The 18103-nt window shown below is 35.6% G+C and carries 19 protein-coding genes, 1 pseudogene and 1 riboswitch; of the genes and pseudogenes, 19 read left to right on the top strand and 1 reads right to left on the bottom strand.

Features of this window, described 5'->3' with window-relative positions:
- The first annotated feature begins 185 nt into the window (after nt 1-185).
- The 16 genes and pseudogenes from HMPREF1252_RS03425 to HMPREF1252_RS03345 all read left to right on the top strand — a co-directional run bounded on the left by HMPREF1252_RS03425 (nt 186) and on the right by HMPREF1252_RS03345 (nt 13387).
- Nucleotides 186-1670, top strand: coding sequence for a hypothetical protein (locus HMPREF1252_RS03425; protein WP_023059222.1), 1485 nt, complete (start codon nt 186-188; stop codon nt 1668-1670).
- Nucleotides 1671-1832: 162 nt separating this feature from the next.
- A complete protein-coding gene (locus tag HMPREF1252_RS03420; protein ID WP_023059160.1) occupies nt 1833-2411 on the top strand; it encodes a hypothetical protein in 579 nt (192 codons plus the stop codon).
- A gap of 82 nt (nt 2412-2493) precedes the next feature.
- Complete coding sequence (locus HMPREF1252_RS03415) at nt 2494-3300, top strand: DUF4428 domain-containing protein (protein WP_023059261.1); 807 nt, start codon at nt 2494-2496, stop codon at nt 3298-3300.
- Nucleotides 3301-3979: 679 nt separating this feature from the next.
- Nucleotides 3980-4630: pseudogene (locus tag HMPREF1252_RS03410) on the top strand (SIMPL domain-containing protein).
- A gap of 279 nt (nt 4631-4909) precedes the next feature.
- The gene (locus HMPREF1252_RS03400; protein WP_008901459.1) at nt 4910-5113 is read left to right on the top strand and encodes a helix-turn-helix transcriptional regulator; all 204 of its coding nucleotides are present in this window, start codon (nt 4910-4912) and stop codon (nt 5111-5113) included.
- Nucleotides 5114-5122: 9 nt separating this feature from the next.
- Nucleotides 5123-5545: a hypothetical protein gene (locus tag HMPREF1252_RS03395; RefSeq protein WP_023059146.1), complete on the top strand. Its 423-nt coding sequence runs from the start codon at nt 5123-5125 to the stop codon at nt 5543-5545.
- Between the two features lie 119 nt (nt 5546-5664).
- Nucleotides 5665-6504 (top strand): MerR family transcriptional regulator, encoded by an 840-nt coding sequence (locus HMPREF1252_RS03390; protein ID WP_023059341.1) that lies wholly within the window; start codon nt 5665-5667, stop codon nt 6502-6504.
- A gap of 150 nt (nt 6505-6654) precedes the next feature.
- Entirely contained in the window at nt 6655-7014 is a 360-nt protein-coding gene (locus HMPREF1252_RS03385) for a DUF3796 domain-containing protein (RefSeq protein ID WP_023059404.1), read from the top strand.
- Nucleotides 7004-7207: a helix-turn-helix transcriptional regulator gene (locus HMPREF1252_RS03380; RefSeq protein WP_023059386.1), complete on the top strand. Its 204-nt coding sequence runs from the start codon at nt 7004-7006 to the stop codon at nt 7205-7207. Before HMPREF1252_RS03385 ends, HMPREF1252_RS03380 begins: the two co-directional genes overlap by 11 nt.
- Before the next feature lie 78 nt (nt 7208-7285).
- Nucleotides 7286-7384, top strand: a riboswitch (TPP riboswitch).
- A 29-nt stretch (nt 7385-7413) separates the two neighbouring features.
- The gene (gene thiC, locus HMPREF1252_RS03375; RefSeq protein ID WP_023059200.1) at nt 7414-8730 is read left to right on the top strand and encodes a phosphomethylpyrimidine synthase ThiC; all 1317 of its coding nucleotides are present in this window, start codon (nt 7414-7416) and stop codon (nt 8728-8730) included.
- A 133-nt stretch (nt 8731-8863) separates the two neighbouring features.
- On the top strand, nt 8864-9175 hold the full coding sequence (locus HMPREF1252_RS03370; protein ID WP_023059133.1) for a hypothetical protein: 312 nt from the start codon (nt 8864-8866) through the stop codon (nt 9173-9175).
- A 139-nt stretch (nt 9176-9314) separates the two neighbouring features.
- Nucleotides 9315-10220, top strand: coding sequence for a Ppx/GppA phosphatase (locus HMPREF1252_RS03365; RefSeq protein ID WP_023059180.1), 906 nt, complete (start codon nt 9315-9317; stop codon nt 10218-10220).
- A 1-nt stretch (nt 10221) separates the two neighbouring features.
- The gene (locus HMPREF1252_RS03360) at nt 10222-12432 is read left to right on the top strand and encodes an RNA degradosome polyphosphate kinase (RefSeq protein ID WP_023059415.1); all 2211 of its coding nucleotides are present in this window, start codon (nt 10222-10224) and stop codon (nt 12430-12432) included.
- Between the two features lie 125 nt (nt 12433-12557).
- Nucleotides 12558-12896: a DUF6442 family protein gene (locus HMPREF1252_RS03355; protein ID WP_023059408.1), complete on the top strand. Its 339-nt coding sequence runs from the start codon at nt 12558-12560 to the stop codon at nt 12894-12896.
- Entirely contained in the window at nt 12886-13101 is a 216-nt protein-coding gene (locus HMPREF1252_RS03350) for a helix-turn-helix transcriptional regulator (protein ID WP_008901469.1), read from the top strand. Before HMPREF1252_RS03355 ends, HMPREF1252_RS03350 begins: the two co-directional genes overlap by 11 nt.
- Nucleotides 13102-13111: 10 nt before the next feature.
- Entirely contained in the window at nt 13112-13387 is a 276-nt protein-coding gene (locus tag HMPREF1252_RS03345) for a hypothetical protein (RefSeq protein ID WP_023059142.1), read from the top strand.
- 27 nt (nt 13388-13414) lie between these two features.
- Here HMPREF1252_RS03345 and HMPREF1252_RS03340 read toward each other — a convergent pair whose 3' ends face one another.
- Nucleotides 13415-14542 (bottom strand): M20/M25/M40 family metallo-hydrolase, encoded by a 1128-nt coding sequence (locus tag HMPREF1252_RS03340; RefSeq protein ID WP_023059345.1) that lies wholly within the window; start codon nt 14540-14542, stop codon nt 13415-13417.
- Between the two features lie 117 nt (nt 14543-14659).
- On the opposite strand from HMPREF1252_RS03340, the gene HMPREF1252_RS03335 reads away from it, so the two are divergent.
- From HMPREF1252_RS03335 to HMPREF1252_RS03325, 3 genes are all read left to right on the top strand, one after another.
- Nucleotides 14660-15184, top strand: coding sequence for a copper amine oxidase N-terminal domain-containing protein (locus HMPREF1252_RS03335; protein WP_023059366.1), 525 nt, complete (start codon nt 14660-14662; stop codon nt 15182-15184).
- Nucleotides 15185-15301: 117 nt separating this feature from the next.
- A complete protein-coding gene (locus HMPREF1252_RS03330) occupies nt 15302-15934 on the top strand; it encodes a hypothetical protein (RefSeq protein ID WP_155804232.1) in 633 nt (210 codons plus the stop codon).
- The gene (locus HMPREF1252_RS03325) at nt 15931-18102 is read left to right on the top strand and encodes a DUF3160 domain-containing protein (RefSeq protein ID WP_023059255.1); all 2172 of its coding nucleotides are present in this window, start codon (nt 15931-15933) and stop codon (nt 18100-18102) included. Before HMPREF1252_RS03330 ends, HMPREF1252_RS03325 begins: the two co-directional genes overlap by 4 nt.
- Nucleotide 18103: the final 1 nt, after the last annotated feature.

The following is an 18103-nucleotide window of genomic DNA, read 5'->3' as shown; positions in this document are numbered from 1 at the left end:
TAAGATGGTAACCATCTACAGATCAATCGTAGTAAAATAAAATATTCACCCTTTAAGACTAGATAAGAAAAGTAAAAACGGTTTAGTTATCTAGACCGTTTTTATTTACATAAGATTCAACAAATTATAAGCATAGATTTTAATTCTATACTATAATACAGTAAAGTGGAAATGTGAGGGATATTATGAAAAGAAATTTTAAATTTTTAATTATTTTTATGGTTGCGATGGTTCTCCTTGCTGGTTGCAAAAATGGTAACAGTTCGTCGAAGGTAGAAAATAAAGATGCAAATGCAAATTCTGTGGAGAATTCCAAAGATTCCGATGAAAAGAGCTCTGGCAAGCAGGATTCAAATGTGACAGAAAATTTAAAGCCAGTTGACGGAGCGGTGATCGGTTCAATGTCTTCCTACGTTGAGGACAGAGAGATTTGGAAGGACTTCGTCGATAAAAAATACATAGATTTTGCAAAGAGGGATGATTTTGGCATCCACGTGCCTAGGATTCTTTTGGATTCTAAGGACGCCAAAGCGGCAAACGATGAGATTGATGGCTTGGTAAAATATATAAAGGATCTATATACTACCAATAAAAAGGATATAGTAGATAACGATAGTGGAATTTACTCCTATTTTTCCGTTTATCAAGATGAGCATTTACTAAGCGTCATGGTTGAAGTTTCAAATATTTGGGAGGACGAGGTTCCAATTTACAAAGTGTTTAACTTCTCTCTTTCTGATGGTAAGTTTATAAATGACGAAGAGCTTATGAAGAGCATGGGCGTAGAGAAGGAAGAGATCCTCGGGATGATTGAAAATAGTGTGAGTGAGGAACAATCCTTGGATACGAAACTCTACTATAGAGATGTAACTGATTCTTCCTACGTCTATAATCCTTCCAACCACACCGGAAAGATTCTAAACGATCTATGGGATAATTACGATTACAAAAATCGTCAAATTTTTATAGACGAAGTGGGCACACCTACACTTGCCTTTACTCAATCTTTAGACGTGGACATGGGACAGCTGCCAGGGCTTCTAAAACTAAAGATAGATAGATTCGATAAAAGTGAGATTTCCGATGAATATTTAAGAATGGCAAGAAGACTCGGCGTAGATCCAAAAGACGAAAAGTGCAAAGCATTTGTTATCTATCTCGGCTCTTGTTACGATGAGAATACCTTGAAAGAACCTCTTGCAAAGCTATGTGTTTGGACAAGTATTTTTACTAATTATGAAGATCCAAACATGCTTATTTCGATGAAAGATGGCGAAGTCGGCGACAAACCTTACTTAAATGGAGAGGAATGTTACCTAGTAATTCCTAAGTACAAAAACGCTTCAGTTTCTTTAAAAGAACTGGAACTTTCTGAGGATGGAAAATTAAAAGAGGTTGAAAATCTATACCTAGACGACATTTCTAGCAGTGGCATCACATTTGTCATGCAAAACATAAGTGACATCGCTCCAAATGGCAAGATTACCATCAGGTACAGAGACGACGCTTTCGAGTTCTCACCTTCAATCAGTCTAAAGGACGGCAGTTTGATTCTACCAGAGGAAGTAAAAGATGGAGAAGAGATTCTCGATTGGAATAGTTTAGTTAACAAGGAATTCTGTTCATATATGATGTTTAATAGAATTATGTCCATAATGGGCAAGGGTTGATTAATACAGGACAATCAGTTTGGCTTTGCTCAAGAGCTTACAAAGGCAGTCGGATGCCTATCAGCCGAATTTCAGTGGGTAGCCTCAGTATCCACAACGAAGTCAAAATATAGATCCTGCTGAAAAGTTAATACAAATATAAAAATTTAAGGAGGTAAAACAATGAAAATGAAAAAGAAGATATTATTGACCATTGCTATGTGCTTGATATTATCCATGGGTATGTCAGCCTGCAGAAGCAAGGAAAAGAGCACTGCTGTTCAATCCACGAACAAGGTAATCAGCGTAACCCCTACAGATGGCTATGTGGCAAAGCCACAGGAAGGTTATGAGCAGATCATGATTTTCCCAAAGGACAAGCAGGATGATAACAACACCGAGTATATACAAATTGACGCAGTTGCTCCGGATGGAACGCTCAATTCTTTGGTGGGATTTACTCTCAAGGGATATAAGGAAGGAACGACGAATTACACCATGGATCAACTTAATGCCGATCTTGACGCAAAGGCAAGTGAGGAAAAGGCAGCAGGTGTTGTAGGCACATTTGACAACAAGACGAGCGTGAAACTTGGAGAGGTGGATTATGTCAAATTCGATTTGACAAGAAATGGAGCTGATGCAAACGAATATTACGGCGTTGTGGACGGGACTCCCGTATACATTACTGTTGTCGGGCTCATCGACAAAGATGGCGTAAGCGACATGCTGAACTCTATAGAGTACAAAATCGCGAAATAGACAGTAGGCAATTATCTTAGTCGCCTTTATTTTGTCTAAGATGGATCTTCAAAAATAGAAATGTTTTAAGGAGGTAGCAGATATGGGACTTTTCAGTAAAAAAATATGTGCAATATGCGGTGAAAAGGCAGGGCTTCTCTCTAGGCTAAAGCTTGAGAACGATGACTTCGTCTGTGGTAACTGCCAAAAGAAGCTTTCCCCATTCTTTGATCACAAAGACAAGGTTCATACTGAAAAAGAGATACGCGACCACATCGCATGGCGCGAATCGACGAGGGAAGAAGTCGCTGCATTCCAAGCGGACGATAGCGTTCAACTAGACGGAAAGGACCTGCTTTTAATCAATCATGACGAAGGAAAATTCGTGTTAATCGAAAGCGGAACGAAGAAAGAAGATGCAGATGTCTTTTCGCTTGATGAGGTAGTAGACGCTATGCTAACCGTTGAGGAGAACAAGAAGGAAATTAAAAAGGAGATAAATGGAGAGAAAAAGTCATACAATCCGCCACATTACTCATACAAATATCATTTCCTGCTCTCTGTGAGACTTAATAATCCATATATAAAGGAGATTGAATTCAGACTGCATCAACTTGCCATAGATGGCGGGGATGATGCGGACGGCTATAAGGCACCGTCAATTTTAGAAAAGGCAACCGGATTTTACGTTTGGAGAGAAAAACAACTGGATGGAAATGACTTTCTCCATCGTTCCAATTTCGCACTGTCAAGTTCACCAGGCGGATATGGTCCAAAGGGCTCGACTACAATGACTGATTTTAACATAGAGCAATTCGACAAAATGGTCAATGTTGGAAGCAAAGTGGTGGAGCTGCTCACCGGTCAGCAAAAGGAACCAGCCTTCGAATCCACGAGGGATTGGTTATAAATCCGAACTCTTTTAGTTTTGAGATTGAAACGAAAAAACTTACTTAGTTTAAATAAATACGCTAAGTAAGTTTTTTAATGCTACTCAGGAAAAGAATATCTCCTGGAACAACAATTTAAAGCAAATTTTCTCCTCGAGAACAACTTAAACATCAACATCTTACACATTATTTTTTCATTTTTACAGCTACTTTTATCAATTCCTCTTTTTCATTTTTTATCTTACCATCCAAAACCATTTCCAATAAAGATGTAGAAAGTTTATTTCTGTACTATAATATAGTTAAGTGGAAATGTGAGTGATATTATGAAAAAAATTTTAAATTTTAATTATTTTTATGGTGGCGGTACTTCTTCTCGATTGGGATAGTTTGATTGACAAAGACACCTGCTCACAAACCATGTTTGAAAGAATCATGTCCATAATGGGCAAGGGTTGATTAATAATCGAATAGTCGATAGGAAAGGGATAATAATAAAGAGAGGAAAATTAAGTAAAAAGAAGATAATTTTATTATCCCTGCTACTTTTAATACCAAATCCATTCGACTCGAGAGCTTCATATAGAGCAGTGCTATATTCCTATACGACTTATCGCTTGCCAAGAGATGATTCGTACCGAACTTTTAGTGAATTTTTGATATTTCCATTCAACTTTTTGAATTAATATAGGAGGAACTATGAGAACAATTAGAGTAACTGGAAGGGGCAGTGTGTCTGTAAAACCGGACACTACCAGCCTAAAAATAACATTTGAAGGAGCCTACAAAGACTACGAAGAAACTGTGAAACAGTCTGCAGAAAAGACCAAGATCCTAAGAGAGGCGATAGAAAAGTCTGGGCTCCCTGGCGAAGATCTAAAGACCAAAGATTTTTCTATTCAGTCCAAATACGAAAGTTATAGAGACCACAACAATGATTACCAACAAAGATTCGTTGGATACAAATTCCACCACAGAACACAGATCGAGTTTCCAAACGACAACAAACAGCTAGGGCGTGTTCTCTATGAACTATCAGTATGTTCAGTGAAGGTCGAATTTTAAATAGGCTACACAGTAAAGGACAAGGAAGCAGTGAAGAAAGAAGTCATCAAACGCGCGGTGGAAAATTCCAGAGAAAAAGCTGAGATATTAGCAACAGCAGCAGGAGTAAAATTGGGAGAAGTGCAAAGCATCGACTATTCTTGGGGAGAAATAGATATCAGGACATCTCCAGTGGATATGTTTGAGATTGGATCATACAAAATGGAATCTTCTTATGATATCGACATAGAGCCAGATGATATTGACGTTGCCGATACGGTAACCATCCTATGGGAGATAAAATAGTAGAATAAATGCGGAAAATTTAAGAAAGAAAACATAGACTCTTGGGATAATCCCAGGAGTCTTTTTTTGTTTTATCTAAAAATTCTTGGCAAAAAATCCTTGGAGAAAATTTACAAAAATTCTTTGGTTCAAAAAAATATTTGACGACAAAACAAAAACTTGGTACTATAAATGTAACATATGTACTAAAAATGTAACCAAAATAATTTCTAGAAATAAATTAAGCGATAAACATTATGAAAATTTCAAAACAAATTGCTTAAGAAGTAAGGTGATTTAGTGGAAGTAGTAATTGAAAATAAAATTGCACAGTTTCGAAAAGAAAAGGGACTTTCCCAACACAAATTGGCGGAAGCGGTGGGACTTAAGAGGAGATCCATCATGGCATACGAAAGTAATACCATCAGCCCGACACTGGAAACTGCGTACAAAATCTGCAAAGTTTTGGGAAAAGATATGACGGAAGTCTTCATATTTAAATAGGAGGTTAAAATGGGACTATTATTTAATACATCAGAAGAAATAACTGACAAGGTACTTGAAACATTTGACGATAAAGAAAATTACCTAGTGGTATTTAAACACAATGATACAAAGACGGATCTCTTTAAGTGGCTTGCAATAGGAGGTCTATACTATACAATGGATTCAAGCAGAAGCTTCATTTTAAATTTCAGTCACAGAGGAATCTATGAAGTGGAAATCAGCAACAACATGAAAAAGAATTTTCTAATCATGCCATGGAATGAAATCAGCTCCTTTGAAGTAGTAAAAAAGAATAAAAAGGCAATCATAACCTTGGTCCATGTAGGCAAGAAGGTTTCCTACGAAGTACCATTTACCGGCAAAATCGCAAAGGGAAACGAAGAAAGATTTGCAAAGCTCGAAGAAAAAGAATGGAACAGAATCGAATAAGGGTGGAAGTCTTATATAATCAATGAAAAATTCGGCTCTTAGGAAATCCTAAGATTATTTAAAATATCACTTGACCTGCACCTTGGGGGCGGTGTTACTCTCTAATAAAGGAGGGAATTATGCTTAGAAATGAAGTTCAAAACAAGACGGGGCTTACTAGGAAGGCGATTGAATACTACGAAGAAAAAGGGATCATAGATCCAGTTCGTCTTGAAAATGGTTATAGGGATTACAGCGAGAAGGATGTGGAGATTTTAGAAAAGGTGGCTCTCTTCACAAAGCTTGGGTTAAATCTAAAAGAGATAAGGGAGATTATTTTCGGTGACGGGACTCTTTCTTCTGTGCTTAGAACCAAGCAGTATGAGCTTAGCGTTGAGGAAAAGAAAAAGGAAATTCTTGAAATGATTGTCAAAGGCGCAGATAAAAGCACAATTGATGAGAAGGTAAAGAATTTGGAAATGACAGACACCATTTATAAAAAACTTGTAAATGTGTTTCCGGGTTACTATGGACAGATGTTTTTCTCCGCATACAGACCATTTTTAAATGAGCCTTTAGAGGAAGATGGAAGAGATGCTTTTGAAAAATTCGTAGAGTACTTGGACTCTTTGCCAGAGTTTAATCTTACAGATGAAGAAAAAGAATACTTGGATAAAATATCCACTGGATTTGATATGGAAACTTTGGAAGAGATAAATAAATCTAAAATAGATGCGGTAAGTAATTCCAAAGAATGGATCGAAGAAAATAGAGAGTTCCTAGATGAGTACGAAAAATATAAGAATAGCGACGAATACAAAAATAGCGAGGTTAAAAAACTTCAGGATAAACTAACTAAGTACATGGCGGACAATAATTATTATGAAGTTGCTATCCCACTTATTCGAAAATTCAGCCCAAGTTACGACGAATATTACAGAAAGCTTATAAAAGCAAACGAAGATTATTTGAATAGATAAAATAAAAAAGAGGTTTGGAAATATTATTTTGCAAATCTCTTTTTTTCTATTATAAAAATTCTTAAAAATCTAAAAAAATATTGAAAGATAATTATTTATGTGGTATATTTATAACATAAAGATAGAAATATATCACAAAGGAGTATTTTTATGAAAAGAAAAATAAATTTTCTAGGGTTTTTATCATTGGTTTCAATGGTTGCTCTTCTCGGTACAGTAACGGAAGAAAAAGGCTGGTATGGATTTTTGGGTTTTCTCTATTATTTAAGATATTTTTGGATTATTCCAGATGAATCCTTTAAAGAGTATGTAAAAAATTCAGCCACTCTAGCATTCTTTGTCCAAATATTTTCTATGGTTCTGCTTTTAACCATTCTGGGGCTTTTGAAGAATGAAAATTATATTCAATTTGCATTTGGAATTGCTTTTAGTTTAGGAGTATTTGTATTTACAATATCAATTGTAGTAGCAGAGTGGAAGGAAACGCAAGGTATCTTAAATGATAAGTAATAGAATCAAAGAATTTAGAGCAAGGAATAACATGAGCCAGGAAGATTTGGCGAACGCGGTCGGAGTGAGAAGAGAGACCATAGGAAATTTGGAAAATGGTAGGTACAATCCTTCTCTAGTACTGGCGTGGAACATAGCAAAGGTCTTTGGTGTAACTATCGAAGAAATATTTACTATTTATAATGATGATTAAATTTAATTAGTTTTAAAAGAGGTTTGGAAATATTATTTTGCCAAATCTCTTTTTTATATTTATAATAATAATTGTAAATTAATAATCTATGGGAGCTATGTGCTGAGAGGAAGTTAGACTTCGACCATTTTTACCTGCAGGATAATGCCTGCGTGGGATGAGGCATGTTATTCTCCTATAAATTTTTTAGGAGGTTTTTTTAATTTATGAAGTATAAGACACAGATGGAAGCTGCAAAACATGGTTTTGTAACTGAAGAGATGAAGATCGTTGCGAAGAAAGAAAATGTCAGCGAAGAATTTCTTTTAGAGAAGATTGCAAAAGGTGAAATTGTCATTCCTAGAAATAGAAATCACAAATCTATCTCTCCAGAAGGAATAGGCACTGGACTTAAGACTAAGATCAATGTTAATCTTGGGATTTCTAAGGATCTAAACGACCTTGACCTTGAAATGCAAAAGGTGGATATGGCGCTTAAGATGGGTGCGGAATCCATAATGGACCTATCCAATTACGGAAAGACTCAAGAATTTAGAAAGAGACTTATCGAAAAATCTACTGCAATGGTGGGAACAGTTCCTATGTATGATGCGGTTGGATTCTTGGATAAGGGACTTAGTTTTATAAAGGCAGAAGAATTCTTAGATGTAGTTAGAAACCATGCAGAAAACGGAGTAGACTTCGTGACTATTCACTGTGGAATAAACAGAGCAAACTCAGAAATTTTCATGAGAAATAGAAGAGTTAACGAAATAGTATCCCGTGGTGGATCACTTCTATTTGGTTGGATGAAGATGAACGACAGAGAAAATCCATTCTACGAATACTACGATGAACTTTTGGAAATCTTGAGAGAATACGACGTTACACTATCCCTTGGAGATTCTCTAAGACCAGGCGGAATCCATGATGCGACAGACCCTTCACAGATTGCAGAGCTTATAACTCTAGGTGAACTTACCAAGAGAGCTTGGGAAAAAGATGTACAAGTCATCATCGAAGGACCGGGACACGTGCCAATAGACGATATAGAAATGAATATGAGACTCGAAAAGAAACTCTGCCACAATGCACCATTCTATGTATTAGGACCACTAGTTACAGACATCGCACCTGGATATGACCACATCACCAGTGCCATAGGAGGAGCAATAGCAGCAAGCTACGGAGCAGACTTCTTATGCTATGTAACACCGGCAGAACACTTAAGACTACCAGATGTAAACGACGTAAAAGAAGGAATAATCGCAGCTAAGATTGCAGCGCACGCAGGAGATATCGCAAAACTTAAATCTGCAAGAGAAATCGACCTTGAAATGAGTAAGAGAAGACAGAAACTCGACTGGGAAGGTATGTTTGAACTTGCAATAGATCCAGAAAAATGCAGAGAATACAGAGCATCATCAACACCAGAAGAAGAAGGCACCTGCACCATGTGCGGAAGCATGTGTTCAATGAAAAATATGAATTTAATCCTTGAAGGAAAAGATATAATTATAAACCCTATGGAATCAAACAAATAACAGAAATAAAAATCAAGTACAGATAGCCTTGCTAAAAATAATTAGCAGGGCTATTATTTATTTAAAGATATTAAAAAACCTAGCCCTTCGATTATCTAAGGACTAAGATAATATGAAAATCTAAGGAGAAAATATGAAGATAGAAGACTTTACAGAAAGAGAACAAACTCAAATAAAAAATGGACTTTCCACCGCAGAAATCACAGATAAAGAAGCAAAAGACAAGATTCTGGCACTACTACCAGAAGGATGGATAAAGAAGATTCCGTTCTTTGTAAGAAAACACGCCACCACCAAGACCATCGAAAGAATTGCAAGAGACTATCCAAAGCTCTTTGAAGTGGCGAAGATGCCTGGCGAACTTCCAGAAAAAGAAAGAGATGAACTACAAAAGATAATCACGGACATATTTCGTGAAAAAATGGCAAAACACAATATAAAATAATAAAAGAAGCAGGCATTGTATAAATTGTCTGCTTTTGGTGTTTTTAGCAAAAAATATTTGTAATTTCTATACACAAATTTTACAAATACTTTAAAGAGGCTATACTTTATTTATATATAATTTTTAAGGAGATGGACTTATGATTTATTCAGTTATAGATATCGGATCAAACACGATTAGAATGTCAGTTTTTAAGGTTGTCGGAAAAGAAGCAATAAGCCTTTTTAGTGAGAAGGAGCAGGCATCTCTTCGCAACTATTTTTCCAATGGGAAACTCAGAAAAAAAGGGATTAAGAGACTGATTTCAGTTCTAGAAAAATTTAAATACATTGTAGATAATTTTGATGATATTGACGCTGTGTTTCCCTTTGCGACTGCTACTATTAGAGATTCTTCCAACAGGGATGAAATATTAAAGAAGGTAAAAAAAGAAGTTGGTTTTGATATCGAAATTTTATCTGAAGATGATGAATCTAGGCTGACCTTCGTCGGCGCTTCGAAATCCATAGATGTTTCAAGTGGAATACTAACTGATATAGGAGGCGGATCTTCTGAAATAGTCGTATTTAAGGATAAAGAAATCATCGAGTCCACCAGTCTTAAGATAGGGTCACTTTCTGCTTTTGAAGATTTCGTAGGTGATCTAATCGTTAAAGATTCTGAAAGAAAAGCTATAGATAAAGATGTGAAAGATAAACTTGAAGATTCAAAGATTAAGAAGAAAGGTTATGACACTCTCTGTGCAGATGGTGGTTCTGCAAGGGCTACCCTAGATCTATACAATGAGTTTTATAATTTAAATTCTTCAAATGCCTTTATGAAAAGGGACAAATTAAAGGATATGCTGGACGATATTTTGGAGATGAACAGTAGAAACACTCTAGATATTATAATTTCTGTAAAGGCGGATAGAATTCACACATTGCTGCCTGGAATGATAATCTTAAATAGGATTGCAAGTTATTTTTCCGTAGATAGGATAAATGTCAGCCGAACTGGAGTCAGAGAAGGCTACGTTTACGAGAGAATAATAAGAGAGGAATAATATGGATACTTCTTTTACACAGAATAGAGAATTATCATGGTTAAAATTTAATGAAAGAGTATTAGAAGAGGCGAACGACAAAGATGTAAAACTTTTTGAAAGGCTTAAGTTCTATTCTATTTTCGATTCGAATTTGGAAGAATTTTTCATGGTGAGGGTGGGAACTCTAACTGACCTTAGCCATTTAAAGAAGATAGCGGTGGATAACAAGTCCGGTCTTAGTCCAAGCGAGCAACTTAAAAAGATAATGGAAGTCTGCAAAGATCTCTATATAAAGAAAGATCTCACCTATGAAAGAATTGTAAATGATCTTAAAAGCGAAGAAATCTTTCTAGAAAAAGTTTCCCAGCTTGGACCTAAGGAAAGAGAATTTTTGGAATATTATTTTGACAACAACATTGAACCAATTCTAAATTTTCAAGTAGTAGATGGGACGAGACCTTTTCCAAGGCTTCCAAATCTTTCTCTAAATGTGGTATTTTCACTTAAATCAAAAAAGATTGATGAAAAAAAAGAAAGCAAAAAAGATAAATTCTACCTGGGACTGATATTTGTACCAGATAAGATAAATAGATATATAAAGATATCTGACAAGACCATGGTGCTTATAGAGGATGTCATCAAAGAGTTTGGAGATAAGGTCTTTGAAAATTATATCTGTGAAGAAAAATATATAATGAGCATAACTAGAAATGCAGATATTTCTTATAATGATGACGATTATGATGTGGACAAAGATTTTAAAACTCATATGAAGACCATGCTCAATAAGAGGAAGAGACTTAAACCAGTAAGGCTTGAAGTGGATGGAGAACTAACTCCAAAACTAAGAGAGATTCTAATGGAAAAACTTCATCTAGAAGAAGATAATATCTTTGTGACAAAATCTCCTATTATAGCTGGATTTATATTCAGCCTCGTAGAAGAAATGCCAGAAGATTTAAAAGAAAAATTTATGGATGAGAAGTTTTCGCCACAAGCTTCATATATGATTGACCCAAGAAGAAAAGTTATTGACCAGGTACAAGAAAAGGACATACTTCTATCATATCCCTATGAATCCATGGACCCAATCATCGACCTACTTAACGAAGCTGCAGATGATGAGGCGGTAATATCTATTAAGATTACCCTCTATAGAATCGCCAAAGACTCAAAAATAGCTCAGGCACTTATAAAAGCTGCTGAAAATGGCAAAGAAGTCTTCGTTCTTATGGAACTAAGAGCAAGATTCGATGAAGATAACAATATCATCTGGTCATCTAGGCTGGAAGAAGCTGGTTGTAAAATAGTATATGGGTTTGAAAATTATAAATGCCATTCAAAGGTACTACTTATAACCAGGATTGAAGATGGAAAAGCATCTTTTATAACTCAGGTTGCAACGGGAAATTACAATGAAAAAACAGCAAAACTATACACCGACTTTTCTTACTTAACATCTAACATAGAAATAGGAATAGAGGCCAAAGATCTCTTCGATAATATTATGATTGGAAACTTAGATGGGGAATACAAGCACCTACTTGTCAGCCCAAAATCTATGCAAAAGGGATTAAAATTCTTAATTGACGAACAAATTGAGAAACAAGAAGATACTGGAGATGGATACATAAGGCTCAAGATGAATTCCATATCCGATAGAAAAATAATCGACAAACTCTCTGAGGCTTCGAATAGAGGCGTAAAGATCGACATGATGGTAAGAGGGATTACATGTATCCTTCCAGGAATTGAGGATCGAACGGAAAATATAGATATTTATCAAGTGGTGGGAAGATCTCTAGAACATCACAGAGTATATCAATTTGGAAGAGGAGATGCCGGAAAGATCTATATATCTTCGGCAGATTTCATGACGAGAAATATTAGAAATAGGATGGAAGTAGCAGTACCAATCTATGATGACGAGATTAAAAATAGAATTTTAGAATTTATGGACATCATGTTTTCTGACGATGTGAAAATGAGAAAACTTCAAAAGGACGGAAGCTACGCAAAAGTTCCAAATGTGAAGGGAATAAATGCTCAGGAAGTGCTTATAAGAAATGCAATAAGTAGAAGTACCTTAGAAAAAGAAAGTTTGTCTAGTTTAGAAAGATGTAGCTTAAACAAAACTATCAACAAAAAAGAAATTGAAGATTCTATTCCAAAAGAAAAAATAGAAAATAGAAGTCTAATTCAAAAAATCATGGATTTCTTTAGAAAATAAATTTGTAATTAGAAATTTAATCGGAAAATAAAATGGGGGAGACTCCATTTTTTTATTTCTATTCTTGACAAGTGTACTTGGCAGAGATAAAATAATTATACCAAGTAAACTTGGCAGGAGGAGTTATGGATAAAAAAGATATTTTAGAAAAATTTAAGGTTGAAAATGTTCTCGGAGATGAGAGAGAGAATTATATTGATTTAAAATCAAATTCTTTTGGAATTATTTTTTCCAGTGTGACTTTTATTATAATCTTCATTCTTTCCAAGCTTAAGGGTCTCGATTATGATTTGGCTAAGATTATGTTTATTTCTATTCTACTGGGCAATAGGTTTTATAAGTTTTTAAAAGATAGAAAGAGTATGAATAATTTGGAGAAGTTTGGTTATATTTCTTTTATCATAGGCGGAGGTATTCTCTATGTGGTTTTTTTAGTTGAATGGGCAGGAATCTATGGAAGATAAGCTAGAACTTAAAAATAGACTAAAGGAAATTAGATCTGAGAAGAAACTGACTCAAAAGAATTTGGCTGACATGGTCGGTGTTTCACGAAATACTATCAGCTCTATTGAAACGGGAGAATTTTGCCCGACTTCTAGACTTGCACTTATTCTCTGTATTGCCCTTGATAAAAAGTTTGAAGATATTTTTTATTTCGATATAAATTAATGGAGGTACTATGAAAAGACAGGGTGTTTTAGAAATTTTAACCTATTTTGTTGTAGGTATTTTATTTTTCTTTGGATACTACCTACTTATGACAGAGGTTTTCGATATATATCCTTTCAGTGGAGTGGCACTTATCCCAACTATTTATTTTGTGGTTGCAATCTTTGCTTTTCCAAAAGCGGGAGATATTATCTCTAATAAGACAAAGGATTCTATTTTACCGCCTAACTTTGTTATGCCACTTGCCTATATTATTGCTCCTTTATTTCTATTTTCAAAAAGGTAAACAAAAAAACAGGGTTGACCCTGTTTTTTAATTGCAATTTAAGAAGAATTCTAGCAGTACTTTTAGTGAGTTTTTCATCTCGCCTACTACCAAGTATTCTTCGGTGGTGTGGACTTTTTCCATGCCGACTCCAATTATGATGGAGTTGAATCCTTCTTCTGAGAAGAAGTTGGCGTCGCTTCCTCCGCCGATTACTTGTAGTTTTGCATCAATTCCTATATTTTTATATGCTTTTATAAATCTGTTTGCTAAATTTAGTTCGTCTTTTGATGTGAGCATCGGATATACATTGTTTGTTTTGAAATTATATCCTGCGCCGTACTTGTCACAGATTTCTTCACAGATTTTTCTGTAATCGTCTAGGACTTCATCTAATCTTTCGTAACTGTGTGCTCTAACTTCTCCTTCTGCCACTGCGTAGTCTGGGACTACATTGGTTGGAAATTCTGAGTGGAGTTTAGATATATTTGCTGTGGTGGTTTCATCTATTCTAAGAATATTCATCTTTGAAATTATTTCTGAAATAATTTGGATAGATGAGATTCCCTTTTCTGGTTCGATGCCTGCGTGAGCCTTTTTGCCTCTAACTTCTAAGGTAAATAGATTGCATGTTGGCGCTTGGTGGGCTACGAATTTAGATGGACCTCCGTTGTCTAGTACGATCATATCCTTTGATGGATTGATATTTTTATAGACTTCTTGCCAATTTATATTTTTTGCACCGAGCATTCCGATTTCTTCTGCCGGTGTAAATATTGCGTAGACCGTTGGGAATTTTAGATTTGATTCTTTTAGGAATTTAAGGGTGTAGAGGATGATTGCTACTCCCGCTTTGTCATCTCCTCCCAAAGTTGTGGTGCCATCGGTTTTGATTTTGCCATCGTCTTCTATTATTACCACGCCCTTATTCGGTTCAACTACATCCATGTGAGCGCTTAAAGTGTATGATGAGTCCAGTGCTCCTTCAAGCTTAGTAAATATTACAGGGGTGTTGCCGCCGTAAGCGTCGTAGGAATTATCCAGGTACACTGGAAGATCCATGTCTTTTAAATAATTTATAATGTATTCTGCTACATCTTTTTCATTCTTTGAGGGACTGTAAATGCTTACTAGTTCCTTAAATATATTTTTTAGTTCATTTAAATTTACGTTCATGCCTGCTCCTTTCTGTATATGATAATTGTATCAATAAAAGCTTCAAATATAAAGAAAAATCGCAAAAATTTGACATATGGAGGATGAATTGGTAATCTATTCTAAACGGAGGTATTAATGAAAAGAAATAGAATATTATCGATGATACTTTTGCTATTGATGTTGCCGATGACGGTTTTTGGTGCCATTGATAGAAAAGAAATAGATTCAGCCGATGCAAAATTTCAAAAGATGAAGGCGGAGTCTGGTAATTTAAAAGAATTTTCCAAACATTTAAATTTGATTATAGACAATGTAGATGTCACCAAGGTTTTAAAGCACAAACCTATGGCTATCGATGGTAGCACTTCGGTTGCGCTTCGCGATTTCACCGAGAGAATCGGCGCGAAGGTGACCTGGTATGAACATTCGAGAATGATTGGAATTGAATATGGTAAGTCCCACATATTGGTGCCTATTGATAAAAAGGCGATGTGGGTAAATGGAAAGATTGTGGATATGAATATTGCCGCTAAGATTCATGGAGAGACTTCTACTACATATATCCCACTTAGAAATATTGCGCAGGCGCTAGGATATAAGGTGGAGTTTGACAACGAAACTTTTACGGCTAAGTTATTTTCACAAAAGAAAACTAAATAAAAATTTATAAAGACACAGAGCAATCTGTGTTTTTTTGTTTACAATTTATTAGTTTATTTAAATTATATGGTACTTTTATTTAATAATATAGTAAAATAATAATGAGGGGAGATGGATTTGAAAAAGAGATTTATCCTTATAGCTTTATTTATTCTGCTAATTATATTTGGAATTTCTAAAATACATATTAAAACTGAAGAGAAAAATATAAAGACCAAGTCAGGAGTGGCAAAGGTAGTCTTATATAGAAAGATATTTTCTTCCTATTCAAATCGCATAGAAATTGAAAGTAATGGAGAAGTGTATCTAAAGGATTTTAAAGGCAAGAATCCTCTAAATATTTGGAAGTTTGAAGCAGGAGATGTGGAAGGCGATAAAGAGGAGGAGCTTGCCCTTGGAGTTTATAAGAAATCTCCACACCACCAGGTCATGGCGAAGAGAGTTTTTCTCTACAATATTGTAGATGGAAAGCTAAAGCCGAAGTTTCGTGCATCACGGCTTGCACTTCCCATGGATGATTTTATTCTATATGACATTGACAAGGACGGGAGAGATGAAGTAGTTTCCATAGAAATAAAGGATAACACCTACTTCATAGCGGCGTACCACTACAAGGATTTTCATCTGACTAGGGATTATGTTAGCGAACCCTTAGAAAAAAAGCCTAAGTTTTCAGATGATGGAAAGATTATTTACAAAGATATAAGTTTCGATTTAAAAATTAATGGAGAGGAGATAATTTTAAAATGAAAAACAATTTGAAGAAATGTTTTGCCATTGGACTTGCGGCGATTATGCTGGTATCATGTGGTCCAAAGGGCGCAGATGGAAATGATGCAAAAGAAAAAGTTCCATTTACAAATCCAATTGCAGATTTAAAGAGGGAAGTAATATTCCCTAAGTTTGAAGAGACGAGTGTCGAGGCGGCTGTGCCGGAATATAGTGTAGCTGAAGATCTTTCAAATATCTCTAATATTAACGACTACATAAATGATTACTTTACATTTAACGACGAGCAAACAAAAGCCCTAGTTGAAAATAAGTTTTTTGTAGATGGTAGCAGAGCCTATGAGCAACCTTTTGAGATTTACGAAGGCAATGAGTATGGATTTTTACCGAACTTTGTAACTGCAGACAGCTTGCTTCATCTATTCCATGTTTCCTACGATGCACTGCTTCGTGAATTGGAAGTAGAGAAATTTATGCCAAGACTAATTGAAGTTAGTAGGACTATGGCGATAAAATCACTTGAAGATTACAACAACGCAAAGGATCCTGTGGTTAAGGAACTTGCTAAGAAGAACGCAGCTTACTTTGTGTTAGCTGAAAAATTATTTGGAGAAGAGTTCTCTGGAGAGCTTCCTCAAGAAGTAAAAGATTTGGTGGAAAAAGAATATAAAAATATTGAAGCCATGTCAAAGGCGGATTCCAACTTGGTGGCAAAAGCGGTGGACTATTCACAATTTAAACCTCGTGGACACTACACCCGTTCAGAAGAACTTAAAAAATATTTCCGCGGCGCCATGCTATTCTCACAAGAAGCGATGATTTTCTACGACGATGAGGGAAAACCAATCGACGAAAATATTATCCAAGGACTTATGATGGCTAAAAATCTTGTAGGCGATGAAGAATCTTTCAAAAAATGGGAAGATGTCAATGACTCTGTCAACTTCCTTGTAGAAAATTCTGAAGATGTGGATCCATACCTAATGGGTCAAGTCTACTTCAGTCATTTTGATAAAAATACAGATGTAGATGAACTTGCAAACGAAAAGAATTTAAAAAAGGTTCACAAGACTTTGGATCAGCTTCCAAAACCAAAGATTCAGTACTACGAAGACACTTCATTTAGATTTATGCCACAAAGGGCTGTACTTGACAATGTGTGGGCACAAAACTTACTAGATACAAACAGACCTTCTAAAAGACCGATATATTCTGGTTTAGACATCATGGGTGTCATGGGAAATAAAGTTGCAGAAGAAATGGTACTATCTAATGAACAGAATAAAAAATGGGATGAATTTGAAAACAGGTACCAAGAAACCAAGGAAATGGCGAAAGTGCTCGACGACGAAACTGAAGGAAGAAAGAACATCTACCGTTCATGGCTTTGGATGCTAAAATCCTACGAAGAAGAAATACCAGGAAGTATTCCAGAATTTATGAAGTCAAAAGCATGGACGTTTAAAGACTTAAATGCACAACTCGGATCTTGGGCACAGCTAAAACATGATACAATTCTCTATGGCAAGCAAGCTGGAGCAGAGATGGGTGGCGGCGGAGAAGAAAAGGAAATGCCTAAATCCTATGTGGAACCGCGAGTACATCTCTATGACAGAATGATCTGGGCAATGAACTACATGAGGGAAAATCTAAAATCCAGAGAATTACTTTCTGAAGCTAACGAAAAGAATATGAATAATTTTATAGATATGGTGGATTTTTTAAGAAAGGTCAGCATATCTGAACTTAAGAACGAAACAGTGGACGCAAAAGATCAAGAAAGACTATTCTATATAGGCGGAGAAATGGAAAATATATTTATAAAATTCGTTGATGAGAAGGCGAAATATTTTGCAGAGATAGAAGAACAGTCAGATAGAAATATGGCAACTATAGCAGACCTTATGGTTACTGTAGAAAATACTGTGGGCATCGAACCAAATAAATATTTGGAAGTCGGCTCAGGAATGGCGCAAGAGATGTTTGTTGTATATCAAATAGGAGACAAGCTCATAATGGGAACAGGTCCAGTGTATGCCTACTACGAATTCCTATCCGACGAGAGAATGACTGACGAAGATTTCCAAAATAAAATATATGATTCACTATACACTCCTGATGCTAAGAATCCATTGAAACAACCTAGCTGGACAGAAGTTTATAAAAATGATACAGTCTATGATTACTAAG

The organism is Peptoniphilus sp. BV3AC2 (assembly GCF_000478945.1).
Classification (GTDB): Bacteria; Bacillota; Clostridia; order Tissierellales; family Peptoniphilaceae; genus Peptoniphilus_B; species Peptoniphilus_B duerdenii.
The sequence above is the reverse complement of the archived record's forward strand: the minus strand, read 5'-3'. Positions and strand labels throughout refer to the sequence as shown.